Source organism: Streptomyces omiyaensis, assembly GCF_014650895.1.
GTDB lineage: Bacteria > Actinomycetota > Actinomycetes > Streptomycetales > Streptomycetaceae > Streptomyces > Streptomyces omiyaensis.
Genome location: NZ_BMVV01000007.1, coordinates 316,667 through 340,181, shown reverse-complemented (window position 1 = coordinate 340,181; position 23,515 = coordinate 316,667). Strand labels below are relative to the sequence as shown.

25 protein-coding genes are annotated in these 23,515 nt (G+C 75.3%); 11 read left to right on the top strand and 14 right to left on the bottom strand.

Features of this window, described 5'->3' with window-relative positions:
* Window positions 1-85 precede the first annotated feature (85 nt).
* The 3 genes from IE287_RS14950 to IE287_RS14940 are packed head-to-tail and all read left to right on the top strand — an operon-like array spanning window position 86 to window position 1,915.
* A complete protein-coding gene (locus tag IE287_RS14950; RefSeq protein ID WP_189849516.1) occupies window positions 86-904 on the top strand; it encodes a DeoR/GlpR family DNA-binding transcription regulator in 819 nt (272 codons plus the stop codon).
* Window positions 901-1,359 (top strand): SRPBCC family protein, encoded by a 459-nt coding sequence (locus IE287_RS14945; protein WP_189849515.1) that lies wholly within the window; start codon window positions 901-903, stop codon window positions 1,357-1,359. Before IE287_RS14950 ends, IE287_RS14945 begins: the two co-directional genes overlap by 4 nt.
* Window positions 1,360-1,414: 55 nt before the next feature.
* On the top strand, window positions 1,415-1,915 hold the full coding sequence (locus tag IE287_RS14940; protein ID WP_189849514.1) for an SRPBCC family protein: 501 nt from the start codon (window positions 1,415-1,417) through the stop codon (window positions 1,913-1,915).
* Here IE287_RS14940 and IE287_RS14935 read toward each other — a convergent pair.
* Window positions 1,875-3,011 carry a PLP-dependent cysteine synthase family protein gene (locus IE287_RS14935; RefSeq protein ID WP_189849513.1) on the bottom strand — a complete coding sequence of 379 codons (1,137 nt, stop codon included), beginning with the start codon at window positions 3,009-3,011 and terminating at the stop codon, window positions 1,875-1,877. The two genes, IE287_RS14940 and IE287_RS14935, sit on opposite strands and share 41 nt — an antisense overlap.
* Before the next feature lie 194 nt (window positions 3,012-3,205).
* Between IE287_RS14935 and IE287_RS14930 the strand changes: the two genes are divergently transcribed.
* Window positions 3,206-3,523, top strand: coding sequence for a hypothetical protein (locus tag IE287_RS14930; RefSeq protein ID WP_189849512.1), 318 nt, complete (start codon window positions 3,206-3,208; stop codon window positions 3,521-3,523).
* A 189-nt stretch (window positions 3,524-3,712) separates the two neighbouring features.
* Window positions 3,713-4,291, top strand: coding sequence for an ATP-binding protein (locus IE287_RS14925; RefSeq protein ID WP_189849511.1), 579 nt, complete (start codon window positions 3,713-3,715; stop codon window positions 4,289-4,291).
* Window positions 4,292-4,322: 31 nt separating this feature from the next.
* Here the strand turns inward: IE287_RS14925 and IE287_RS14920 are convergent, their stop codons facing one another.
* The 3 genes from IE287_RS14920 to IE287_RS14910 all read right to left on the bottom strand — a co-directional run bounded on the left by IE287_RS14920 (window position 4,323) and on the right by IE287_RS14910 (window position 7,204).
* The gene (locus tag IE287_RS14920; protein ID WP_189849510.1) at window positions 4,323-5,093 is read right to left on the bottom strand and encodes an SAM-dependent methyltransferase; all 771 of its coding nucleotides are present in this window, start codon (window positions 5,091-5,093) and stop codon (window positions 4,323-4,325) included.
* Between the two features lie 107 nt (window positions 5,094-5,200).
* The gene (locus tag IE287_RS14915) at window positions 5,201-6,427 is read right to left on the bottom strand and encodes an ROK family protein (RefSeq protein ID WP_189849509.1); all 1,227 of its coding nucleotides are present in this window, start codon (window positions 6,425-6,427) and stop codon (window positions 5,201-5,203) included.
* A gap of 66 nt (window positions 6,428-6,493) precedes the next feature.
* Entirely contained in the window at window positions 6,494-7,204 is a 711-nt protein-coding gene (locus IE287_RS14910) for a TetR/AcrR family transcriptional regulator (RefSeq protein ID WP_189849508.1), read from the bottom strand.
* A 232-nt stretch (window positions 7,205-7,436) separates the two neighbouring features.
* Here IE287_RS14910 and IE287_RS14905 point away from each other — a divergent pair, with 232 nt between their 5' ends.
* Window positions 7,437-7,886 carry a nitroreductase family deazaflavin-dependent oxidoreductase gene (locus IE287_RS14905; RefSeq protein WP_229883503.1) on the top strand — a complete coding sequence of 150 codons (450 nt, stop codon included), beginning with the start codon at window positions 7,437-7,439 and terminating at the stop codon, window positions 7,884-7,886.
* A gap of 115 nt (window positions 7,887-8,001) precedes the next feature.
* Here IE287_RS14905 and IE287_RS14900 read toward each other — a convergent pair whose 3' ends face one another.
* Complete coding sequence (locus tag IE287_RS14900) at window positions 8,002-9,309, bottom strand: geranylgeranyl reductase family protein (RefSeq protein ID WP_229883502.1); 1,308 nt, start codon at window positions 9,307-9,309, stop codon at window positions 8,002-8,004.
* 337 nt (window positions 9,310-9,646) lie between these two features.
* Between IE287_RS14900 and IE287_RS14895 the strand changes: the two genes are divergently transcribed.
* Both IE287_RS14895 and IE287_RS14890 read left to right on the top strand, forming a co-directional pair.
* On the top strand, window positions 9,647-11,014 hold the full coding sequence (locus IE287_RS14895; protein ID WP_189849505.1) for a dipeptidase: 1,368 nt from the start codon (window positions 9,647-9,649) through the stop codon (window positions 11,012-11,014).
* A 192-nt stretch (window positions 11,015-11,206) separates the two neighbouring features.
* On the top strand, window positions 11,207-11,899 hold the full coding sequence (locus IE287_RS14890; protein WP_189849504.1) for an MBL fold metallo-hydrolase: 693 nt from the start codon (window positions 11,207-11,209) through the stop codon (window positions 11,897-11,899).
* 126 nt (window positions 11,900-12,025) lie between these two features.
* Here the strand turns inward: IE287_RS14890 and IE287_RS14885 are convergent, their stop codons facing one another.
* Window positions 12,026-13,063 (bottom strand): NUDIX domain-containing protein, encoded by a 1,038-nt coding sequence (locus IE287_RS14885; RefSeq protein ID WP_189849503.1) that lies wholly within the window; start codon window positions 13,061-13,063, stop codon window positions 12,026-12,028.
* A gap of 138 nt (window positions 13,064-13,201) precedes the next feature.
* Between IE287_RS14885 and IE287_RS14880 the strand changes: the two genes are divergently transcribed.
* Window positions 13,202-13,411, top strand: coding sequence for a DUF8839 family protein (locus IE287_RS14880; protein WP_189849502.1), 210 nt, complete (start codon window positions 13,202-13,204; stop codon window positions 13,409-13,411).
* A gap of 72 nt (window positions 13,412-13,483) precedes the next feature.
* Here the strand turns inward: IE287_RS14880 and IE287_RS14875 are convergent, their stop codons facing one another.
* Window positions 13,484-14,239, bottom strand: coding sequence for an ABC transporter permease (locus IE287_RS14875; protein ID WP_189849501.1), 756 nt, complete (start codon window positions 14,237-14,239; stop codon window positions 13,484-13,486).
* 252 nt (window positions 14,240-14,491) lie between these two features.
* Complete coding sequence (locus IE287_RS14870; protein ID WP_189849500.1) at window positions 14,492-15,490, bottom strand: ROK family protein; 999 nt, start codon at window positions 15,488-15,490, stop codon at window positions 14,492-14,494.
* A gap of 186 nt (window positions 15,491-15,676) precedes the next feature.
* On the opposite strand from IE287_RS14870, the gene IE287_RS14865 reads away from it, so the two are divergent.
* Window positions 15,677-16,723 (top strand): LacI family DNA-binding transcriptional regulator, encoded by a 1,047-nt coding sequence (locus tag IE287_RS14865; RefSeq protein WP_189849499.1) that lies wholly within the window; start codon window positions 15,677-15,679, stop codon window positions 16,721-16,723.
* Between the two features lie 426 nt (window positions 16,724-17,149).
* Here IE287_RS14865 and IE287_RS14860 read toward each other — a convergent pair whose 3' ends face one another.
* The 5 genes from IE287_RS14860 to IE287_RS14840 form a co-directional block, all read right to left on the bottom strand.
* Window positions 17,150-18,442, bottom strand: coding sequence for a DUF6986 family protein (locus tag IE287_RS14860; protein WP_189849498.1), 1,293 nt, complete (start codon window positions 18,440-18,442; stop codon window positions 17,150-17,152).
* A gap of 155 nt (window positions 18,443-18,597) precedes the next feature.
* Window positions 18,598-19,560, bottom strand: a complete 963-nt coding sequence (locus tag IE287_RS14855) for an electron transfer flavoprotein subunit alpha/FixB family protein (protein WP_189849497.1) — start codon at window positions 19,558-19,560, stop codon at window positions 18,598-18,600.
* A gap of 57 nt (window positions 19,561-19,617) precedes the next feature.
* Complete coding sequence (locus IE287_RS14850; RefSeq protein ID WP_189849496.1) at window positions 19,618-20,403, bottom strand: electron transfer flavoprotein subunit beta/FixA family protein; 786 nt, start codon at window positions 20,401-20,403, stop codon at window positions 19,618-19,620.
* A 200-nt stretch (window positions 20,404-20,603) separates the two neighbouring features.
* Window positions 20,604-21,128, bottom strand: a complete 525-nt coding sequence (locus IE287_RS14845; RefSeq protein WP_189849495.1) for a flavin reductase family protein — start codon at window positions 21,126-21,128, stop codon at window positions 20,604-20,606.
* 241 nt (window positions 21,129-21,369) lie between these two features.
* On the bottom strand, window positions 21,370-21,672 hold the full coding sequence (locus tag IE287_RS14840) for a TlpA family protein disulfide reductase (RefSeq protein WP_229883501.1): 303 nt from the start codon (window positions 21,670-21,672) through the stop codon (window positions 21,370-21,372).
* A gap of 322 nt (window positions 21,673-21,994) precedes the next feature.
* On the opposite strand from IE287_RS14840, the gene IE287_RS14835 reads away from it, so the two are divergent.
* A complete protein-coding gene (locus IE287_RS14835; RefSeq protein ID WP_189849493.1) occupies window positions 21,995-22,720 on the top strand; it encodes a lysophospholipid acyltransferase family protein in 726 nt (241 codons plus the stop codon).
* A 13-nt stretch (window positions 22,721-22,733) separates the two neighbouring features.
* Here the strand turns inward: IE287_RS14835 and IE287_RS14830 are convergent, their stop codons facing one another.
* A complete protein-coding gene (locus IE287_RS14830; RefSeq protein WP_189849492.1) occupies window positions 22,734-23,426 on the bottom strand; it encodes a B3/B4 domain-containing protein in 693 nt (230 codons plus the stop codon).
* Window positions 23,427-23,515 lie beyond the last annotated feature (89 nt).

The window sequence follows — 23,515 nt, the reverse complement described above, 5'->3', positions numbered from 1 at the left end:
CGGACGACCGCGCGCCCGCGCACGGTCCCTCACCGAATCCGACAGCTCTCTCCCCTCGTCCCCTGCGGAAGGACCGGCCCCGGCGGTGAGTGACAATCAGAACCTCCTCGCGGAGCAGCGGCGCGCGCTGATCCTCGACGAGGTGCGGCGGCGCGGCGGCGTGCGGGTGAACGAGCTGACGCGGCGGCTCAGCGTGTCGGACATGACGATCCGCCGCGATCTGGACGCGCTGGCCCGGCAGGGCATGGTCGCGAAGGTGCACGGCGGGGCCGTGCCGGTGGCGGAGCCGAGCACGCACGAACCGGGGTTCGAGGCGAAGTCGGTGCTGGAGCCGAGCGCCAAGGACGAGATCGCGCGGGCGGCGGCCGCGCTGGTGCTGCCGGGGTCGGCGATCGCGCTCTCCGGCGGGACGACGACGTACGCGATGGCGCGGCAGCTGCTCGACGTGCCGGACCTGACCGTGGTGACGAACTCGGTCCGGGTGGCGGACGTCTTCCACGAGGCGCGGCCCGCGTCGGGCGAGGGGCGGCGGGCTCCGACCGTGGTGCTGACCGGCGGGGTGCGCACGCCGTCGGACGCGCTGGTGGGGCCGGTGGCGGACCGGGCGGTCCGCTCGCTCCACTTCGACCTGCTCTTCCTCGGTGTGCACGGGCTGTCGGTGGAGGCGGGCCTGTCGACGCCGAACCTGGCGGAGGCGGAGACCAACGGGTGCCTGATCCGGTCGGCGCGCCGGGTGGTGGTGGTCGCGGACCACACCAAGTGGGGGACGGTGGGTCTGAGTTCGTTCGGGACGCTGGACGAGGTGGACACCTGGGTGACGGACCGGGGGATGGCCGTGGAGGTGCGGGCCGAGGTGGCGGAGCACGTGCCGGGGCTGCTCGTGGCCGGCGGGGCGGCGGCGTGAGCCGCTTCCGGGTGGTGCGCGCGGTGCCGCTGGCGCCCGTGGAGGCATGGCGGCTGCTGACCGACTGGCCGGCGCACGGCCGGCAGGTGCCGCTGACCCGCACCACGGTCCTGACGTCCGGCCCCGGCCGGGCGGGGACGCGCTTCACCGCGCGCACCGGGATCGGCCGCCTGGGCTTCGACGACCCGATGGAGGTGGTCCGCTGGGAACCGCCGCTCGGGGACCGGCCCGGGGTCTGCCGGCTGGAGAAGCGCGGGCGGGTGGTGCGGGGCTGGGCGCTGATCGAGGTGGCGCCGGAGGGCGCCGGCGCGCGCGTGGTCTGGACGGAGGAGCTGACGGTAAGGGGGGTGCCGCGGCTCTTCGACGGGGTGCTGGCGCGGGCGGGCCGGGTGGTCTTCGGCCGGGCGCTGGACGGTCTGCTGAACCCCCGCCCTTCGAACGGACTTTCGCACTGACGTGGTGTCAGCTAGGGTTCCACCTCCCATTGGATCCCCCGGGGAGGTCCGGTCCATGCCACGCCGACTGCGGCCGGTGGAGCTCGACTTCACCGCCGTCGCCCCCGTCCGCCTCGCCTTCGAGGCCAGGCTCCAGGCCCCGCCTCCGGCGGTCTACCGCTCGATCGCCGTCGAAGTGGGCAGCCTGCCCGCCTGGTTCACCCCGGTCGCCTCGGCCGTCCCCCTGGACGACGGGGCGCGCCGGACGATACGGCTGCGCGGCGGCGTCCGGTTCGAGGAGACGGTCCTGGCCGCCGAGCCGGACCTCCGCTACGCCTACCGCGTCGACCTCACCAACGCCCCGGCCGTCTCCGCGCTCGCCGAGGAGTGGGCGCTGGCGCCGGAGGGCACGGGGACCCGGCTGCGCTGGACGATGGCGGCGGACGGCCCGGCCCCCTTCCGCACGGGCCTGCGGCTGGCGTCGCCGGGCCTGGGCCTGTCCTTCCGCCGGGCGGCGGCCGCCCTGGACCGGCGGCTCACTCCGGCCAGACGCCCGTCGCCAGGAACCGCTCGATAGTCGCGGCGTACGGGGCGATGTCGAGGCCCTGCCCGGTCAGCCACTCGTCCGAGTAGTACTTGTCGAGGTAGCGGTCGCCGGGGTCGCAGATCAGGGTGACGACGCTGCCGGTGCGCTCCTCGGCGACCATCTCGGCCACGATCTTCAGGGCGCTCCACAGGCCGGTCCCGGTGGAGCCGCCGGCCTTCCGCCCGATCGCGGTCTCCAGGGCCCGCACGGCGGCCACGCTCGCCGCGTCCGGCACCTTCATCATCCGGTCCACGGCGCCGGGCACGAAGCTGGGCTCCATCCGGGGCCGGCCGATGCCCTCGATGCGGGAGCCGCAGTCGGCGGTGGCCCCGGGGTCGTGGCGGACCCAGCCGTCGAAGAAGCAGGAGTTCTCCGGGTCGGCCACGCAGATCCGAGTGTCCTGCTGGGTGTAGTGGACGTAGCGGGCGAGGGTGGCGGAGGTGCCGCCGGTGCCGGCGGTGGCGACGATCCAGGCCGGCTCGGGGTACCGCTCCAGCCGCAGCTGCTGGTAGATCGACTCGGCGATGTTGTTGTTGCCCCGCCAGTCGGTGGCCCGCTCGGCATAGGTGAACTGGTCCATGTAGTGGCCGCCGGTGCGCGCCGCGAGCGCCGCCGACTCCTCGTACATCGTGCGCGAGTCGTCGACGAAGTGGCACTGCCCGCCGTGGAATTCGATGAGGCGGCACTTCTCGGGGCTGGTGGTGCGGGGCATGACGGCGACGAAGGGGACGCCGATGAGCTTCGCGAAGTACGCCTCGGAGACGGCGGTCGAGCCGCTGGAGGCCTCGATGACGGGCTTGCCGGGGCGGATCCAGCCGTTGCAGAGCGCGTAGAGGAAGAGCGAGCGGGCCAGGCGGTGCTTGAGGCTGCCGGTCGGGTGGGTGGACTCGTCCTTGAGGTACAGGTCGATGCCCCACTTCTCGGGGAGCGGGAAGCGCAGGAGGTGGGTGTCGGCGGAGCGGTTGGCGTCGGCCTGGACCTTGCGGACGGCCTCCTTGAGCCAGGCGCGGTAGGCCGGATCGCTGCGGTCGACGTCCGCGGTCGCGACGGCGTCCACGGCGTGAGGGGGTCGGGGGGTGGTGCTCAACGGTTCTCTCCTCGCTGTCCCGCCGGGGCGGACCCTGGCTTCCCGCCTTCGACGATACCCCTCCCACCTGGGCAAACGTTCACTTTGACGCTCCATAGGAAGGCCTTGGGGAGGCGCCGGGAGACGGTCCCTGGTGCCCGCGCCGAAGGCCCGGCACACTGGGAGGGAAGGGCAGCCGGAAGGGGTGGACGAGCATGTCGGAACCGGAGTTCAGCGCCAGGGGCGTACGGATCGCGCGGTGGCCGCGCTCGCTCACCCGGGCCGGGGAGGTGCGCATCGAGGACGGCCGGCTCGCGCTGCTGACCAGTTACGGCTCCGAGATCGACAGCGCGCCCGTCAGGGCGGTGCGGGCGGGCCGCCCGTGGTTCGCGAAGGCGGACGAGACGGTGGCGAAGGTCAACGGCACGCGCTACCGCCTGACCATGGACGGCGCCGGGGAGGACGACGCCCGGGACGCCGAGCAGGCGGGCCGCTTCCTCGCCGCCCTGAGGCGGGCGGCGGGCGGCAGGTGACCGTCCCTCCGGGGCGCTGACCTGGGCGGGCGTGCGGCGGGTTGCGGCGCGGTCACGGCTGGTTCACGCTGGAATCACCTCACTGAGGGTCGATCGGTGGTGACACCGTGCTCGGTGCACCACCCTGCCGTACCGCATGACAGATCCGAATCTCCGTCTTCTTCAGGACTACTTCGGGGAGTCGCAGCCGTGATCAGCGAGCCGAGCAGGTACTACGCGGTGGAGCTTCAGGCCCTGCCGTCGCGGATCGGACAGATCCGCAGGATCGTCTCCGCCCATCTGCGCCATTGGAAGCTCGACGCCTTGGTCGATCCCGTCGAACTGGGAGTGACCGAGCTGTTGAGCAACGTGCACCGCCACGCGCAGCCCGACAAGGAGTGCACCGTCGAGCTGGAACTCCTGCTCGACCGGCTGACCGTGTCGGTCCGGGACAACGACCCCCGGATCCCGGTGGCGACGGAGCCGTCCCCCGAGGACCTGTGGGACGAGCCGGACGCGCTCGCCACCTCGGGCCGGGGGCTGGCCATCGTCGGGGCGCTCAGCGACAGCTGGGGCGTCCGCCCGCGGGGGGCGAGCGGCAAGGACGTCTGGTTCGTCCTGACCGCGCCGCCGCGGCCCGCCGCTCCGGCCCTGGCCGTCGCCGAGGCCGGCTTCGGCCTCGACCCGGCGCTCCTGGCCCCGGTCGTCTCCTACAGCCGGCTCGCGGGCGTGCCGCTGAGCGCGCCCGCCGAGGCCCCGGCGCTCGCCGCCAGCGGGGCCCGGCCCTGACCGGCAGGACGGCGGCGGCCGGCACGGGCGGTCAGGCCGTGGCGACCAGCGTCAGGTAGGCGATGCCGAGGACGTCGCGGTAGCCGTCGAGCCAGCTCGAACGCTGCCGGTCGACGCGCTCGCGGGTCTCGGCGGCCAGCGGGTGGTCCGGGTGGGCCGCGATCCACACCTCCGTGTCGTGGCGGTAGCCGGACTCGAAGGCCTCCCACTCGTCGCGGTTCGCCGTCTCGATCCACGCCGGGCGGAAGCCCGCCGCGACCGCCAGGTCGACCAGGCCGCCCAGCGGGAGGTGGTCGCCGGTGCGGGCGCCGGGCCACATCGCGGCGAGTTCCCCCTCGGTCGGGGTCCGCTCCCAGAAGCCCTCGCCGAGCACCACCACGCCGCCGGGCCGCACCAGCCGGCGCAGCTCGCGCAGGGCCTCCGCCGGATCGTGCGGGAGCTCCGGGTCGCAGAGGGCCTGGCTGGCGCCGAGGCAGAGGACCGCGTCGACGGGGCCGCGCCCGCCGCCCCGCGCGGACTCCTCGACGAAGAGCACGCGGTCCGCGAGTCCCCGCTCCTCGGCGAGGGTCCGGCCCCGGGCGAGGTCCTCGGCCGCGATGTCGATCCCGACGCCCCGGGCGGCGGGCGCCGCGTCGAGGATCCGGAGCAGCAACTCCCCCCAGCCGCAGCCGATGTCGAGGACGTCCGCGGGGCCGGAGGCGGCGATCCGGCGGACGAGGCGGTCGGCCCGCTCCTCGGAGAGCGGGCCGTGGAAGGTGAGGCTCCCCAGGCGGGGCGGGAGCGCGGCGTCGGAAGTGATCACGAGCGGCGACGTTACCGGGCCCGGCGGGCCGCGCCCATCCCTTTTCCCCGGCCCCGGCCGTCTCCCCGCCCGGCCCCCGGGGCACCGGCCCGCGGCCCCCGGGGCGTTCAGACGGGGACGCCGCCGAGCGCGGCCAGCGGGTCGTCGAGCACCGGCTGCCAGGCCAGCTCCGCCGCCCCCACCAGGCTGTTGTGGTCCAGGGTGCAGGGCAGGATGGGGACTCCGCCGCTGCGGCCCCACAGACTGCGGTCGGCGACGACCGCGCGCAGCCGCTCCGGATCGGCGTCGAGCAGCTCGCGGTGGAGCCCGCCGAGGATGATCCGGTCCGGGTTGAGGATGTTCACCAGCCCCGCCAGCCCCAGGCCGAGACGGTCGATCAGCTCCGCCACCGCCGCCCGCACCCCCGGGTCGTCCGGCGCGGTGCGGATCAGGTCGCGGGCCTGCTGGAGCAGCGACACCTCCGGTCCGGGCTCCCGGCCGGCGACCGTGAGGAAGGCCAGCGGGTCCGTCTCGACGTCCAGGCAGCCCCGGCCGCCGCAGTGGCAGGGGCGGCCCTCCGGGTTGACCGTCAGATGCCCCACCTCCAGGGCCAGGCCCGAACTGCCCGTGTGGAGGCGCCCGTCGAGGACGAGCGCCCCGCCGACGCCCCGGTGGCCGGTCGCCACGCACAGCAGGTCGCGGGAGCCGCGCCCGGCGCCGTGCCGGTGCTCGGCGAGCGCGGCGAGGTTCACGTCGTTGCCGGTGAAGGCGGGGCCCGCGATGCCGGCCTCCCTGACCCGCTCGGCGAAGATCTCCCGGACCGGCGCGCCCGCGGGCCAGGCCAGGTGGAGCGGGTTGAGCGCGGTGCCCTCGGGCTCGGCGACCGCGGACGGCACGGCGAGCGCGGCGCCGACGCAGCGCCGGCCGGACTCCCGGAGCAGCGCGGCGCCCGCCTCCACGACGGCGCCGAGGACCTGCGCCGGATCGGCCGAGACCGTGACCGAGCCGGGGACGGTCGCGACGAGGGTGCCGCCGAGGCCGATCAGCGCGGCCCGGAAGCCGTCCGCGTGGACCTGTGCGGCGAGCGCCACCGGTCCCCTGCCGTCGACGGCGAGCCGGTGCGAGGGCCGCCCCTGCGAACCGGCGGCGGCCCCGGGGTTGGAGTCGACCCGGATCAGCCCGAGCGCCTCCAGCTCGGCGGCGACGGCACCGGCGGTGGCGCGGGTGACGCCCAGCTCGGCGGTGAGGACGGCCCGCGTCGGAGCCCGTCCGGTGTGCACCAGCTCCAGTGCGGGGCCGAGCGCGCTGCGCCCCCTGTCCAGCCGAGTACGCGTCGTCGTCGCCTTGCCGTTCATGCGCCCGAGTCTGCCATGATCGGGGCCGCCTCCCGGACCCGGCGGGACCCGCCGCGGCGCACCGGATCAGGGCCGCGGGCGCGACAGCAGGCCGGCCTCGCGGCCGAGGCGTTCGGCGGCGGTGGCGAAGAAGGCGTCCCGGTCCTCGACGACCCGGTTGAACTGGCCGAAGACCTCGAAGGAGACCAGGCCGAAGAGCTGCGCCCAGGCGAAGACGAGGGCGACGGCGAGCGCGGGCGGCAGGTCGGGGGCCAGGTCGGCGGCGAGCCGCTCCGCCTCCGGGGCGAGGCCGTCCGGGAGCGGCGGCAGCGCGACGCCCTCGTCCTGCCAGGCCGCGCGGGCGGTCGCCACGAGCAGCAGGCCGACGCGGGCGGCGGGGGCGACGGTGTCCTGGGGGGCCGTGTAGCCGGGGACCGGGGAGCCGTAGATCAGGGCGTACTCGTGGGGGTGGTCGACCGCCCAGGCGCGGACGGCGCGGCAGACGGCGGTCCAGTGCGCGAGGTGGGCGCGGGGCGCGGTGCGCACGGCGGAGGCGTGGGCCGTCTCCGCGGCGGCGCCGACGGCGTCGTACGCGTCGATGATCAGCGCGGTCAGCAGCTCGTCCCGGCTGGGGAAGTAGCGGTAGAGCGCCGAGGAGACCATGCCGAGCTCCCGGGCGACGGCCCGCAGCGACAGTTTGGCGGCCCCCTCGGCGGCGAGCTGCCGCCGGGCCTCGTCCTTGATGGCGACGGTGATCTCGATCCGGGCGCGGGCGCGGGCTCCTCGAACGGTGGTCATGGAGAGCAGTCTGCCACGGTTCGGAGCAGCGCACCGAAAAGAGAGCACTGCTCTTGCTTGTGAGCACCGAGCCGTGCACACTGATCTCAAGCGAGAGCAGTGCTCACTCTTTATGACCGGCACCGCCCGCCCCGACCCCCAGGAGGCCCCGATGACCAGCACCCCCACCACCCCCGGTACCCCCGCCCCCGCCTCCCCGGCCGCCGGCACCGCCCCCGGCACCGCCCACGTCATGAAGCCCGGCTGGTTCACCGTCCACGTCGTGAACCGCGGCGTGGCCTGGCTGACCCGCCGGGGCGTCAGCGTCTGGGGCTCGCGGATCCTCGCCGTCCGGGGCCGCAGGAGCGGCGCCTGGCGGACCACCCCGGTCAACGTCCTCACCCTCGACGGCGAGCGCTACCTCGTCGCCCCCCGCGGCCACGTCCAGTGGACCCGCAACATGCGGGCGGTCGGCGGCGGCGAGCTGCGCCTCGGCAAGCGGGTCGAGGCGTTCACCGCCACCGAGGTCCTCGACGACGCGAAGGCGGACGTGCTGCGCGCCTACCTCAAGCGCTGGAAGGCCGAGGTCGGGATCTTCTTCGCGGGCGTCGGCCCGGACTCCACCGACGAGGAGCTGCGCGCCGCCGCGCCCCGGCACCCGGTCTTCCGCCTCACCGCCGTCGCCGCCGCCACCGACGCGTGAGGGGGGCACGGACCCCCGGGGTCCCGCCCACCCCCGTCCCTCGCGCCCGCCGGCCGCCCGCCGGGTCCACCGCCCCCTCTCAGGAGGCGCCGGACCCTCAGGAGGCGCCGGTCCCTCAGGAGGCGCCGGACCGCTCCCCGCCGTCGGCGGGCCCGGCCGCGCCCGCCGCCTCCGCCTCGTCGGCGGTCTCGTCGGCGGTCCCGTCCTTGCGGCTCACGCCCCGGCCCGCCGGGCCGACGCCGGAGTCCGTGTCCATGCGCTTGTCGAGCACGTCGAGGGCCCGCCGGGCCAGGCCGTTCGCCCGGACCATGCCGCCGAGGGTGGCCGCGCCCCGGGTGATGTCGGCGAAGGCGTTCCAGGCCGGGCGCACCCCGGTGATCACCGCGTGCAGCAGCCCCGGCCTGCGCTCGAAGACGGCGAGCATCCGGCGGCCGACCGCCATCTCCACGCCGAGGCCCGCCTTGATGGCGAAGGCGTAGTTCAGCGCCTGGCGGCGGGCGTCCACCGCGTCCCCGGCCTCCGCCACCCGGACCGCCCACTCGCCGGCCAGCCGGCCGGAGCGGAGCGCGTACGAGATGCCCTCGCGGGTCCACGGCTCCAGCAGGCCCGCCGCGTCGCCGCAGACCAGGACCCGGCCGCGGGAGAGCGGCGAGTCGTCGGTGCGGCAGCGGGTCAGGTGGCCGGAGGAGATCGAGGGCTCGAAGCCGGCGAGGCCGAGCCGGGCGACGAAGTCCTCCAGGTAGCGCTTGGTCGCCGCGCCCTCGCCGCGCGCCGAGATGACGCCGACGGTGAGCGTGTCGCCCTTCGGGAAGACCCAGCCGTAACTGCCGGGCATCGGGCCCCAGTCGATGAGGATGCGGCCCTTCCAGTCCTCCGCCACCGACGGCGGCACCGGGATCTCCGACTCCAGGCCCAGGTCGACCTGGCCGAGCTTCACCCCGACGTGCGCTCCTATCCGGCTGGCACTGCCGTCCGCGCCGACCACGGCGCGCGCGAGCACCGTCTCGCCGTCGGAGAGGACCACCGCGACCGTCCGCCGGTCCGGCACCGCCGGACCGTGCTGCTCGACCCGGGTCACGGTCGCGCCGGTGCGCAGCTGGGCGCCCGCCTTCTGCGCGTGCTCGACCAGGAGGGCGTCGAACTCGGGCCGGTTGACGAGCCCGAAGAGCATGCGGCGCGAGCGGCGGGTGCGGGCGAAGCGGCCTTCGAGCGAGAAGGTGACCGCGTGCACCCGGTCGTGGAAGGGCAGCTCGAAGCCGGGGGGCAGGGAGTCGCGGGAGGGGCCGATGATGCCGCCGCCGCAGGTCTTGTACCGGGGCAGCTCGGCCTTCTCCAGGATCAGGACCCGGCGGCCCGCGACCGCGGCCGCGTACGCCGCCGACGCGCCGGCCGGGCCGGCGCCGACGACCACGACGTCCCACACGTCCGGCCGCTCCCCGTCGGGCTCCGCGCCCGCGTCCGCGGCGGGACCGGCGTCGCCGGCCGGGCCGGGCTCCTCGCCCGCCGCCGCGTCGGACGGCTCGGCCACCGGGGCCGAATCGCCGGGCACGAGCGGCTCGGTGGGCTCCGGACCGGCGTTCTCTGCGTGCTCGCTGCTCACGATGTGCTTCTGCTCCTGATCCGACCGGCGTCTGCTTCCCGCATCCTACGGCTCGGTAGGCCACGGCCCGGTCGTAGGATCGGCGGTGCGAATCGCCGTACCACCAGATACGCCGTTCGCTCCCCAAGCACTCAACGTCGCACCCACGAGGAGCGTGCCCATGACGCCGAATCCGATCGCCGAGACCGTCCGGTCCCTGATGCCTCGGGCGAAGGCCGAGCTGACGGAGCTGGTCGCCTTCGAGTCGGTCGCGGACGAGGCCGTGGCGCCCCGCAGCGAGTGCGAGGCCGCCGCGAACTGGGTGGCCGACGCGCTGCGCGCCGAGGACTTCCGGGACGTGGCCCTGCTCGACACCCCGGACGGCACCCAGTCGGTCTACGGCGTGCTGCCGGGCCCGGCCGGCGCGCCGACGGTCCTCCTCTACGCCCACTACGACGTGCAGCCGAAGCTGGACGAGTCGGCCTGGCTGACCCCGCCGTTCGAGCTGACCGAGCGCGAGGACGGCCGCTGGTACGGCCGCGGCGCGGCGGACTGCAAGGGCGGCTTCGTCCTCCACCTGCTGGCGCTGCGGGCCCTCAAGGCCAACGGCGGCGTGCCGGTGACCGTCAAGATGATCGTCGAGGGCTCGGAGGAGCAGGGCACCGGCGGTCTGGAGCGGTACGCGGAGCAGCACCCCGAGCTGCTGACCGCCGACACCATCGTGATCGGCGACGCGGGCAACTTCCGCGTCGGGCTGCCGACGGTCACCGCCACCCTGCGCGGCATGACGATGATCCGCGTCCAGGTCGACACCCTGGAGGGCAACCTCCACTCCGGCCAGTTCGGCGGTGCCGCGCCCGACGCGCTCGCCGCGCTGATCCGGGTCCTCGACTCGCTGCGGGACGAGAACGGCTCGACGGTGATCGACGGTCTGCCGGCCGACACCGTCTGGGAGGGCCTGCAGTACCCGGAGGAGGAGTTCCGCGCCGACGCCAAGGTGCTGCCGGGCGTCGAGCTGCCGGGCGCGGGCACGGTCGCCGACCGCATCTGGGCCCGTCCGGCCGTCACCGTCGTCGGCATCGACTGCCACCCGGTGGCCGGCGCGACCCCGTCGATCCCGCGGACGGCCCGCGCGCAGGTCAGCCTGCGGGTGCCGCCCGGCCAGGACGCGGCCAAGGCGACGGAGCTGCTCTTCGCCCACATCGAGAAGCACACGCCGTGGAACGCGCGGGTGACGCTGGAGCAGGTCGGCCAGGGCCAGCCGTTCCAGGCGGACACCTCCAGCCCGGCGTACGCGTCGATGGCCGAGGCGATGCGGGTCGCGTACCCGGGCCAGGAGATGCAGGCGGCGGGCATGGGCGGCTCGATCCCGCTCTGCAACACGCTCGCCACCCTCTACCCGGAGACCGAGATCCTGCTCATCGGCCTGAGCGAGCCCGAGGCGCGGATCCACGCGGTCAACGAGTCCGTCTCGCCGGAGGAGCTGGAGCGGCTCGCCGTCGCCGAGGCGCTGTTCCTCGTGAACTACGCGGGCGGCCGGGGCGCCTGACGCCCGGACACCCGCCGGCACCGGGTCGCACCACGGCGCCGGCGGGCAGCGGGGGACGGGGCCCGGCGGGTCCTCGCCCCTCCCGGTGCGGCGTCGCCCGGTGCCCGGCGCGCCGCGCGTTCCGCGCTGGGCGAAGCTCGCCGAGAGCGTAGAACGCCCCGGTGGGACCGGTTCCGCGCCTACGTTCACCGCATGGAACCCTTGCGGATCACGCCCCGGCTGCACCTGCTCGACTACTCGATCGGGCAGGCGTACCTGTGGAGCGACGACGGCGAACTGACCCTCGTGGACGCCGGCTGGGCCGGATCGGCGGACCGCACGACCGCGGCGATACGGGCGGCGGGCCTCGACCCGGACCGGCTGGCCCGCATCGTCCTCACCCACGGGCACCGCGACCACGTGGGCGGGGCGGGGGACCTGGCCGACCGGCACGGCGCCGAGATCGTCGCCCACCGCCTCGACGCCCCGTACGTGCGCGGCGAGCTGCCCGTGCCCGACCCCGACCTGCTGGAGTGGGAGCGCCCGCTCTGGGAACACGGGCTGACCTGCCCGGAGGCGCCGCCCACCCGGGTGGACCGGGAGGTCGAGGACGGCGAGGGGCTCGGCTTCGGCGACGGGGCGGTCGCGGTCCACGTCCCCGGGCACACGCCGGGCTCGATGGCGGTCCACCTCCCCCGGCACGGCGTGCTCTTCGCCGGCGACGTCGTGGCGACCGTGCGGGGGGTGACCTTCGGCGTGTTCCACGTGGACCGGGCGCTGGCCCTGGAGTCGATGCGGCGGCTGGCGGAGCTGCGCCCGTCGGTGCTGTGCTGCGGGCACGGCCCGGCGGTGAACGAGGACACCGCGGAGCAGCTGGCGGCGGCGGCCGGGGCCGTCGCGCCCTGACGTCAGCCGGACACCGTCAAGGCGGCAGCCGGACGCCGTCAAGGCGGCAGCCGGACACCGTCAAGGCGGCAGCCGGACACCGTCAAGGCGGCCGGCCCCGGCGGGGGCGGCCGGCCGCCCGGCCGGTCAGCCCACCGGGACGCCCGCCTCCAGGTTGAGCACCGTGCCGCGCTCGCGGGCGCGCAGGGCCCAGCGGAGGCGGTCGTAGCGGACGGGCGGGAGGAGGTCGGCGGCCTCCTCCTCGGTGACGAAGCGCCAGGCGCGCAGCTCGGCGCCGGGCAGCCGGAGCCGGTCGCGGTCGCGGGCGGCGAGCCGTCCGCCGTCGAAGAGGAGCCGGAGGCCGCCGAAGCCGGGCGGCTGGGGGCGTTCCCAGTCGACGAGGAGCAGCCGGGGCACGGCGTCGAGTTCGAGGCCGATCTCCTCGGCCACCTCGCGCATCCCGGCGCGGGCGGGCGGCTCGCCGGCCTCGACGACCCCGCCGGGGAACTCCCAGCCGGGCTTGTAGGTGGGGTCGACCAGCAGGAAGCGGTCCTGCTCGTCGAAGAGGAGGACGCCGGCGGCCAGCGTCTCGCGGGTCGGTTCCGGTGTCTGGACGATCCCGCAGGGCGCCGCGCGGCCTCCCTGGACCGCGTCGGCGACGGCCCGGGCGGTCTCGGCGACGGTGAGCCCGGAGGTGTCGACGGTGTGGGCCTCCCCGCCGAGCCAGCCGGCCAGGGCTTCGCGGTACGCCGGCAGGCGGGCGTGGCACCAGCGGCGCACGTCGGCGTCGACGGCCGGGTCGCCGTACTCGGCCCGCCCGTCGATCCGCGTCCGCAGGATCGTTTCCTCCGGTGCCAGAAGCACATGCCGGACGTCGATGCGGCGGGCGGCGAGCCCACCGAAGATCTCGTCGCGGTACTCCTGCCGGAGCAGCGTCATCGGGACCACGAGCACCCCGCCGACCTCGGCGTGCAGGGCGGCCGCGGTGTCCACGACGAGCCGGCGCCAGATCGGCAGGTCCTGGTAGTCGTCCACCTCCGCGAGGCGCTTGGCGGGGAGGAGCCGGCGCAGCTCCCCGCCGGTCGCCTCGGGGTCGTACAGCGTGCTGTGCGGGATCAGTCCGACCAGTTCGCGCGCGGTGGCGGTCTTCCCCGCGCCGAAAGCACCGTTGATCCAGACGATCACGATTCCCCCCTCATCGACGGCCCCCTGTGGCTTGCCCGCAACACCCTGCCACGGAAACCACGAACACACGTCCGGGCCGATCCGTAACGCTTCGGGCCCCCGGCTCGTTGAGAACGGCGAGCACGAGGGGGTGCGGAGATGGACCGTACGGTTCTGGAACGGTTTCCGGCGGGAGGGCCCCGGGGCCACTGGCCCGCCGAGGAGTACGCGGGCGCGCGGCGCGAGGAGGGGGTGCCCGCGCGGGTGGTGATGGACCTGGCCTCCGACGCCTTCCTGGTGGTGGTGGAGCAGCGGAGACCGGAGCGGCTGGAGCCGGCGGAGCCCGGGACCGCCCCGGCCCGGGAGTGAAGCCGGCGGCCGCCCGCTGCGCCCGCGGGCGGCCCGGCACGCGCCGCCCGCCCGCGGGCGCAGCGGGCGGCGCTAGGAGTCAGGGGGCTCCGCCCGGGTGAGGCGGTCGCGGGCCACCAGTTCGAGCGTGAGCGCGGTGGCGACCGCCTGGACGAGCAGGAGCGCGACGAGGACGAAGAGCTGCACCGCGCCCGCGTGCAGGGGCGACGCGCCGCCCAGGAGCATGCCGACGAAGGCGCCGGGGAGGGTGACCAGTCCCACGGTGCGCGTCTGGTCCATGCCGGGCAGGAGGGCGTCCGCGGCGGCGGGGCGGGCCACCTCCATGCGGGCCTCGCGGTCGCCGAGCCCGAGCGCCAGGCCGGCTTCGACCTCGCCCCGGCGGGAGGCCAGTTCGTCGAGGGCCCTGCGTCCGGCCAGGACCGTGGCGGTCAGCGCTCCGCCGATCAGGATGCCGGTGACGGGGACGAGCGCGATGCCCCGTGCCGGGACGACTCCCGTGGCGAGGAGCGCGAGGACCACGGGGGCGACCGCGGTTCCGATCGGCACGGCGGTCCACAGCCAGGAGCGGCCCGGTGCCGGGACGACGCGCCGCCCCGCGGTGCGCACGGCGACCGCGTACATCAGCAGCAGGAAGCCCAGGAGCGCCGGCAGCGCGTGGACGACCCAGCCGATGGCGAAGGAGACGGCGACGAGCTGCACGGCGGCGCGCGCGCCGGCGAGGAGGGTGTCGCGGGGGCGCCCGAGCCGGGCGACGGCGACCACCGCGGCGGCGAGCGCGAGCAGGAGCGCCAGGAGGACGACGAAGGTCACGTTCACCTGGAGAAGCACGCGGCACCCCTCTGTCGCAGCCGTCCGCTCGCCGGAGGGCCCATCATCCCGGGACCGCCCGTGAAGCGGGAGGAGACGCGCACGCGGGAGTCCGCCGACGGTCCGCACGCCGCCGCCCGCCGCGGGGCGGCCACGCCGCCATGACGCGGCCACGCCGTCACGAGGCGGCCACGCACGCGTGGAGCGCGTGCGGCATGGGCCATGGGCTCCCTTCGCGGAAGGGCCCCCCGGCCACGGCCGGCCGGACGGTGCCTAGAAGGCGGCCCGGGCCGCCGCGGCGGCGCCGAGGAGGCCCGCGTCGGTGCCGGTGGCCGCGGGGACCACCGTCAGGCCGCGGGCGAAGGAGAGCGTGGCGTAGTCGGCGAGGTGGCGCCGGAGGGGGCCGAAGAGGACCTCGCCCGCGCCGGCCACTCCCCCGCCGATCACCGCGATGTCGACCTCCACCAGGTGCGCGGTGGCGGCGATCCCGGCCGCGAGGGCACGGGCCGCCCGGTCGAAGGCGGCGACGGCGGCCGGGTGGCCCTCCCGCGCCGCCCCGGCCACCGCCGCCGCCGAGGCGTCGCCGTCCGGTCCGGGCCGCCAGCCCCCGTCGAGGGCGCGGCGGGCGATGTGCGGTCCGGCGGCGAGGCGTTCGACGCAGCCGCGTCCGCCGCAGGCGCAGGGGTCGCCGTCGAGATCGACGCTCAGGTGACCGATGTGGCCGGCGTTGCCGGTGGGACCCGGGTGGAGCCGCCCGCCGAGCACGAGCCCGCCGCCGACGCCGGTCGAGACGACCAGGCCGAGGGCGTCGGTGTGGCCGCGGGCGGCGCCGAGCCAGTGCTCGGCGGCGGTCATGGCGACGCCGTCGCCGACCAGGGTGACCGGCAGACCGCCCACCGCGCTCCCGACCCGCTCGACCAGCGGGAAGTCGCGCCAGCCCGGCACGTTGACCGGGCTGACCGTGCCCCGTGCGGCGTCGACCGGCCCGGCGCTGCCGATGCCGACGGCCTCGACGGCGTCCCGGTGCGGCGAGGACGCGAGGGCGTCGAGCACCTCACCGACCGCCCCCAGCACCGTCTCCGCGTCCTCCCCCGCCGGGGTCGGCTTCCTGGCGCGGGCCAGGATCCGCCCTCCGGTGTCGACCAGCGCCCCGGCGATCTTGGTGCCTCCGATGTCGAGCGCGGCGACCAGGCCGGTGACCGGGACGGGGGCGGCGGGACCAGGGCCGGAGGCGGGGGCCGGGGCGGGAGCCGGGGCGGGGGCGGTGGGCATGCCGGTAGGTTCTCACGGTCCCCCGTACCGCCTCCGGCCCGTACCCGGGGCGCGTGCCGTACGTCTCCCGGCCGGACCGGAAGGCCCGGACCGACGGGGTTTTCCAGGCCCTATGCTCGGTCGGGAGGCGCTTGATCCACCGCACGGCGCCCACCGGCACCCCCACCGACGGAGGATTCCCGCACCGTGGCCGAGACCACCCGCCCCGAGTCCCGTTACGGCAACCGGCCCACGATGAAGGACGTCGCCGCCCGGGCGGGCGTCGGCCTCAAGACCGTCTCGCGGGTCGTGAACGGGGAGCCGGGGGTGACCGCGGAGACCGAGCTGCGGGTCCGCGAGGCCATCGACGCGCTCGGGTTCCGCCGCAACGACAGCGCACGGGTGCTGCGCAAGGGCCGCACGGCCACCATCGGGCTCGTCCTGGAGGACCTGGCCGACCCCTTCTACGGGCAGCTGAGCCGGGCCGTCGAGGAGGTCGCGCGGGCCCACGGGACCCTGCTGATCAACGGCTCCAGCGCGGAGGACCCCGAGCGTGAGCAGGAGCTGGCGCTGACGCTGTGCGCGCGCCGGGTGGACGGGCTCATCGTGATCCCGGCCGGCGACGACCACCGCTATCTGGAGCCGGAGATGCGGGCCGGTGTGGCCACCGTCTTCGCCGACCGTCCGGCCGGTCTCCTCGACGCGGACGCCGTCCTCTCGGACAGCTTCGGCGGCGCCCGCGAGGGCGTGGCGCACCTGATCGCCCACGGGCACCGGCGGATCGGCTTCGTCGGCGACCGGCCGCGCATCCACACCGCGGCGGAGCGGCAGCGCGGCTACCGGGCGGCGATGGAGGACGCGGGACTGCCGGTCGACGAGCGGTGGGTGGCGCCGGGTTCGACGGATCCGGAGCGGGTGACGGCGGCGCTCACCGGGATGCTGTCCGGCCCGGAGCCGGTGACGGCGCTCTTCGCGGGCAACAACCGGGTGACCGTCACCGCGGTGCGGCTGCTCGCGGCACGGACCGCCCGGGGCGGCGAGCCGCCGGTGGCCCTGGTCGGCTTCGACGACGTCGAGCTCGGCGACGTGCTGGGCGTCACGGTGATCGCGCAGGACCCGGCGGCGCTCGGCAGGACCGCCGCCGAGCGGCTGTTCCGCAGGCTCGACGGGGCCGCCGAGGCGCCCCGCCGGGTGGTGATCGGGACGCGGCTCCTCGCCCGGGGCTCGGGCGAGGTCCCGCCTCCCCCGTTCTGAGCGCCCAGCAGATCCGCGGCCCCTCCACGGGCCCGCCGGCGCCGCCGCCCCGCAGGTGGAGCACGCCGGGGTGGACGCCGGTGGTGCCGCTGTCGTCGTCGGTGCGCGCGAACCGGCGGCTCTCGGTGCCGCCGTACGACTCGGCGCGGTCGAGGTCCACCCGGCGGAAGAGGCGGTGCGGTCCCGCTCCGACCGCGCCCGTCCCGCCCCCGTCGTGGCGGGGGGGGGTCGTGGCCGGGCGCACCACCCGGCGGGAGGCCCCCCGTGCCTCCGCGCCCGATCCGGCGCACGACTCCGCAGCGGCCCGCGAGCCGCTCGCTCTCCCCCGATGACACCGCCGCCCCGTCCCCCTGTCGATCATGCCGAACTCGACAAGGGGTGCGGGGCGGTCGGCGAAGAAGTGACCGCTCTCCGGTCAGCGGTCGGTCAGTGCGCGGCGCCGGCCGTCAGGTCGCCTCGGCGCGGGGCCGCGAAGCGCTCCAGGGCGGCGCGGGTCATGCCGGTGAGGGCGTCGACCTCGGCGGTGTCGAGGGCGCCGCACTGGAGGCCGCGCAGCAGGTAGGAGGAGAGCGCCTTGGCCGTGGCGGGCTCGTCCATGACGTCGCCGCCGGCGTGGTTGGCGTAGGCGGAGAGGCGCTGGGCGGCGGTCTCGAAACCCTCGCGGTAGAAGGCGAAGACGGCGGCGTAGCGGGTCGGGATGTGACCCGGGTGCATGTCCCAGCCCTGGTAGTAGGCGCGGGCCAGGGCGCGGCGGGTGAGGCCGTAGTGCAGCTTCCACGCCTCGTGGACGTGGGCGGTGGAGCCGACCGGGAGGACGTTGGTGGAGCCGTCGGAGACGCGCACGCCGGTGCCGGCGGCGGCGACCTGCATGATCGCCTTGGCGTGGTCGGCGGCCGGGTGGTCGCTGGCCTGGTAGGCGGCGGAGACGCCGAGGCAGGCGCTGTAGTCGAAGGTGCCGTAGTGGAGGCCGGTGGCGCGGCCCTCGGCGGCGTCGATCATGCGGGCGACGGCGGCGGTGCCGTCGGCGGCGAGGATGGACTGGCTGGTCTCGATCTGGATCTCGAAGCCGAGCCGGCCGGCGTCGAGGCCGTGGGCCTTCTCGAAGGCCTCCAGGAGGCGCACGAAGGCGGTGACCTGCTCGGGGTAGGTGACCTTCGGGAGGGTGAGGACGAGGCCGTCGGGCAGGCCGCCGTTCTCCAGGAGGCCGGTGAGGAAGACGTCGGTGGTGCGGATGCCGCGGTCGCGGACGGCGGCCTCCATGCACTTCATCCGGATGCCCATGTACGGGGCGGCGGTCCCTCCGGCGTACGCCTCGGTGATCAGGCGCGCGGCGCGGGCCGCGTCCCGGTCCTCGTCCGCGCCCGCGTAGCCGTCCTCGAAGTCGACGCGCAGGTCCTCGATCGGCTCGCGCTCCAGCTTGGTGCGCACGCGCGCGTACACGTCCTCCGCGAGGTCGTCGGAGAGGCCGAGGACGGCGGCGAAGGAGGCGGCGTCGGGGGCGTGCTCGTCGAGCGCGGCGAGGGCCTGGTCGCCCCAGGAGCGGACGGTGTCCGCGTCGAAGACGTTGCCGGGCACGTAGACGGTGTGGACGGGCTGGCGGGTGCCGGGGTCGCCCGGGTAGCGGCGGTCGAGCTCGGCGTCCACCGCGGCGAGGGAGGAGCTGATGCCCTCGCTGACCGCGCCCGCGAGGCTCGTCGACACCTTCTCCTGCTGACCCATCCCTAATCCCTCCTGTTTTCCGCTTCACGGAATCAACAATCCGCATAGCGAAGTTAATGCTCCGCCGCACCTGCGTCAATGGTTGATCGAAACGGCCGGGGGCCGCACGGCGAAACTCGCCGTGCGGCCCCCGGGACCTGCGGAAGCGCTGGTCGTCAGCCCTTGCGGGTCTGGACCTCCTGGGTCAGGACCGGGACGACGTCGAAGAGGTCGCCCACCACGCCGTAGTCGACGAGGTCGAAGATCGGCGCCTCGGCGTCCTTGTTGATCGCGATGATCGTCTTCGAGGTCTGCATGCCGGCGCGGTGCTGGATCGCGCCGGAGATGCCCGCGGCGATGTACAGCTGCGGGGAGACCGACTTGCCGGTCTGGCCGACCTGGTTGGAGTGCGGGTACCAGCCGGCGTCCACCGCGGCGCGGGAGGCGCCGACGGCCGCGCCGAGCGAGTCGGCGAGGGCCTCGATGATCGCGAAGTTCTCGGCGCCGTTGACGCCGCGGCCGCCGGAGACCACGATCGCGGCCTCGGTCAGCTCGGGGCGGCCGGAGGACTCGCGGGCGGCGCGGGCGGTCACCTTGGTGCCGGTGGCCAGCTCGCCGAAGGAGACCGCGAGGGACTCCACGGCGCCGGCGGCCGGGGCCGCCTCGACCGGGGCCGAGTTCGGCTTGACGGTGATGACCGGGGTGCCCTTGGAGACGCGGGACTTGGTCGTGTACGAGGCGGCGAAGGCCGACTGCGTCGCGACCGGGCCCTCGTCACCGGCCTCCAGGTCCACGGCGTCGGTGATGATGCCGGAGCCGATGCGGACCGCGAGGCGGGCCGCGATCTCCTTGTTCTCGGCGGAGGACGGGACGAGCACGGCGGCCGGGGAGACCGCGTCGTACGCGGCCTGGAGGGCGTCGACCTTCGGGACGACCAGGTAGTCGCCGAACTCGGCGGCCTCGGCCGTCAGGACGCGGGTGGCACCGTGCTCGCCGAGGACGGCGGCGGTGTCGGCGGCGCCGTTGCCCAGCGCGACGGCGACCGGCTCGCCGAGGCGGCGGGCGAGGGTCAGCAGCTCCAGGGTGGGCTTGCGGACGGCTCCGTCGACGTGGTCGACGTAGACGAGAATCTCAGCCATGGGACTTCAATCTCCTGCGAACGAAAAGGGGGGCAGTCTGTACGGCTCGCGCGAGCCCTAGATGAACTTCTGGCTCGCGAGGTACTCGGCCAGCTGCTTGCCGCCCTCGCCCTCGTCCTTGACGATCGTGCCCGCGGTGCGCGCCGGACGCTCGTCGGCGGAGTCCACGGCGGTCCAGGAGCCCTCCAGGCCGACCTCGTCCGCGTCGATGTCCAGGTCGTCGAGCTCCAGCTCCTCGACCGGCTTCTTCTTGGCGGCCATGATGCCCTTGAAGGACGGGTAGCGGGCCTCGCCCGACTGGTCCGTCACGGAGACGACGGCCGGGAGGGAGGCCTGAAGCGTCTCGGAGGCGGTGTCGCCGTCACGGCGGCCCGTCACCTTGCCGTCCTCGACCTTGACCTCGGAGAGCAGCGTGACCTGCGGGACGCCCAGGCGCTCGGCCAGGATCGCCGGGAGGACGCCCATGGTGCCGTCGGTGGAGGCCATGCCGGCGATGACCAGGTCGTAGCCGGTCTTCTCGATCGCCTTGGCGAGCACCAGCGAGGTGGCCATGACGTCGGAGCCGTGGATGGACTCGTCGTCGACGTGGACGGCCTTGTCGGCGCCCATCGACAGCGCCTTGCGCAGCGCGTCGCGCGCGTCCTCGGGGCCGACGGTGAGGACGGTGACCTCGGCGTCGTCCGCCTCCTCGGCGATCTGCAGCGCCTGCTCAACCGCGTACTCGTCGAGCTCCGACAGGAGACCGTCGACGTCCTCGCGGTCGACCGTCAGGTCGTCGGCGAACTTCCGGTCGCCAGTGGCGTCCGGCACGTACTTCACACAGACAACGATCCTCAAGCTCACGCCGGCTCTCCTACTGCATCGTCATAACTGGGCTGCCTTGTTGCTCGCAGCATAGGCGCCTGAAGGGCGGGTTTCCGGTCGGGGCGCCGGACGCCCCGACCAGATATTACTCGCCAGTACACCCAGTTCGTGACCAGTAAGCAAGCGCTCAGGAATGTGACCTTGCCAACGCGCGCGCCGGGCCCGTCACGGGAACTCTCTCAGTCCCGCAGCGCGTTGAAGCGCCCGTGGTGGTAGAGGAGCGGACGCCCGGCGCCGTCCGGGTCCCCCGCGACCGCCTGGGCTATCACGATCCGGTGGTCGCCCGCCGGGACCCGCGCCACCACCCGGCAGACCAGCCACGCCAGGACGCCGTCCAGGACGGGCACGCCCTCGGGGCCGCGGCTCCAGCGGGTCGGCCCGGCGAAGCGGTCGGCGCCGCTGCGCGCGAAGGTGGCGGCCAGCTCCTCCTGGTGCTCGCCGAGTACGTGCACGCCGATGTGCTCGGCTTCGGCGACCACCGGCCAGCTGGACGAGCCGGTGCCCACGCCGAAGGAGATCAGCGGCGGATCGGCGGCGACGGAGTTGAGCGAGGTGGCGGTGAAGCCGACGGGGCGCTCGCCGTGGGCGGTGATCACGGCGACACCGGCGGCGTGCCGGCGGAAGACGGAGCGGAGCAGGTCGGGCGAGGCGGACCTGGGGGCGCCGATCGTGGGAACGGTGCGGAGCTCGGGCGAAACCGTCATGGAGTTGTCCTTCGTGCGGGGCGGCGTGGAGCGGGGTCCGGGGGGCGTCAGAGGCCCGGACAGCGCGCGCTCGCGTGGCGGCCCAGGTCCACGTGGGCCCGGCCGTAGAGAAGGAGTTCACCGGTCACTCCGCCAGGGTGACGACGGGCGACGGCCCGGGTCAAGTGCGTACCGGCATGTGGGAGATGCGTCACCGCGCCGGGGAACGTCCGGTCCGCGCCCGGCCGGCCGCCCCCGCCCCTCACAGCGCGTGACCGAGCGCGGCGATGACGTCGGCCCTGCGGGGCTGCCCCTCGGCCCGGCGGACGATCCGTCCGGCCGCGTCGAGGACGAGGACGGTGGGGGTACGGGCGATGCCGAGCGCGCGGACGAGCGCGAGGTGCTCCTCCGCGTCGATCTCCACGTGCGCCACGCCCGGCACCATGGCGGCCACCTCCGCGAGGACCCGCCGGGTCGCCCGGCAGGGCTGGCAGAAGGCGCTGGAGAACTGGACCAGCGTGGCGCGCTCCCCCGGCTCCGCGCCGCCGGGCAGCTCCGGCCCCAGCCGTCCGGGACCGGCCGGCCCGGTCTCCCGCCGCTCCGGTCGCGGCCCCTCCGTGGTGCCCGCCGCCACCCCTCTGCCCCGCTCCTCGTCGTCCCGCCCGGTCCGCGCGTCCCGCGTCCCCGCACACCGTGCAGCGTCGCACGGCACCGTCGGATTCCCGCCACGACCACCGCGAGTGACGAGAATCTCCCCGTACGAAGCCGCCTGGACTGGTCACGGGGGCCCACATGCGGCACGATCTGCCCAAAGCCGAAAACCTACGGCCGCGTAACTTCGCCGGGAGAGCCCTCCCGAAAGGCACAGACGAAGGGGTACCTCTCCCATGGCAGAACTCGTGTACCGACCGGTGGTCGGCGCCGCGCTCACCATGTTCAAGGCGCTCGACCTCAAGATCGACACACAGGGTTCGGAGCACATCCCGCGCACCGGCGGAGCCGTTCTGGTCAGCAACCACATCAGCTACCTGGACTTCATCTTCACCGGTCTCGCCGCGCTGCCCCAGAAGCGCCTGGTGCGCTTCATGGCGAAGGAGTCGGTCTTCCGGCACAAGGTCTCCGGGCCGCTGATGCGCGCCATGAAGCACATCCCGGTGGACCGCGCGCAGGGCGAGCACGCCTACCAGCACGCCCTGGAGGCGCTGCGGAAGGGCGAGATCGTCGGCGTCTTCCCCGAGGCGACCATCTCGGAGTCCTTCACGCTGAAGAGCTTCAAGTCGGGCGCGGCCCGGCTCGCGCAGGAGGCCGGGGTCCCGCTGATCCCGATGGCCCTGTGGGGGACGCAGCGGGTCTGGACGAAGGGCCGGCCGCGGAACTTCAAGCGGTCCCACATCCCGGTGACGATCCGGGTCGGGGAGCCGGTGGAGGCCCCCGCCGACCAGTACGCGGGGGCGATCACCCGGCGGCTGCGCGAGCGCGTCCAGGAGCTCCTGGAGGCCGCGCAGCGCGCCTACCCGGTGCGCACGAAGGACGCCCAGGACACCTGGTGGATCCCGGCGCACCTGGGCGGCACGGCGCCGACCCCGGAGCAGCTGAAGGCGTCCGGGAAGTAGCCCCCGGGCCGTCTCACCCGGGGTCGCCGACGGTGATCCGCGCCCCGGGGCTGACCTTCAGGAGCGCCTCGGCGAGCTCCCGCCCGGCCGCGAGCAGCTCCGCGGGGCTCATGGGGGCGAGCGACTCCAGGAGGAAGAGGGCGTCGGTGGTGTCGTCGTCGATGCGGGTGCGCGGACCCTGGCGCCAGTTCCACCGGCGGCAGGTGACGCCCCGCTCGTCGCACCAGACGATCTCGCCCGGCTCGGGGTGCTCCACGCTCTCCTCGCCGCCGGAGAGGGTGACGAAGTCCTCCTCGCCGGTGGCCCGGACGAGCCTCATGCCGCCCTGGATGCGGTGGAGGTCCTCGCCGCCGACGGGGATGAGGTGGGCGACGCTGATCGCGTTGTAGGCGTCCACGAGGCGGTTGATGCGGGGCAGCCCGCCGTCCGCCAGCGCCCGGCGGGCGAGCGCCTCCGCGGAGTTGCGCGTGCGGGACGGCTTGGCGCCGAAGGCGGTGTACGCGGCGCGCCAGGCGGCGACGTGCGGGTCCTGGTCCGGGGTGCGGCCGTCGAGGCGGTCGGCCAGGCGCCGGGCGGCCTCGTCGAGGAGGGCCTCGCTGGTGGCGTCGCTGGGACCGTTGACGAGCCCGCGGGCCTCGATCGCCAGATGGGTGAAGCCGGGGACGAGGGCGCGCACCTCGTCGGAGACGGTGAGCGTCAGGGGCATGGCGCCGTTCCTTGCTGCCGGGGGTCACGGCCCGCGGCGGGGATCACCACGGGACCGGTCCAGCATAAAGCACCGGGCGATCCATTTCA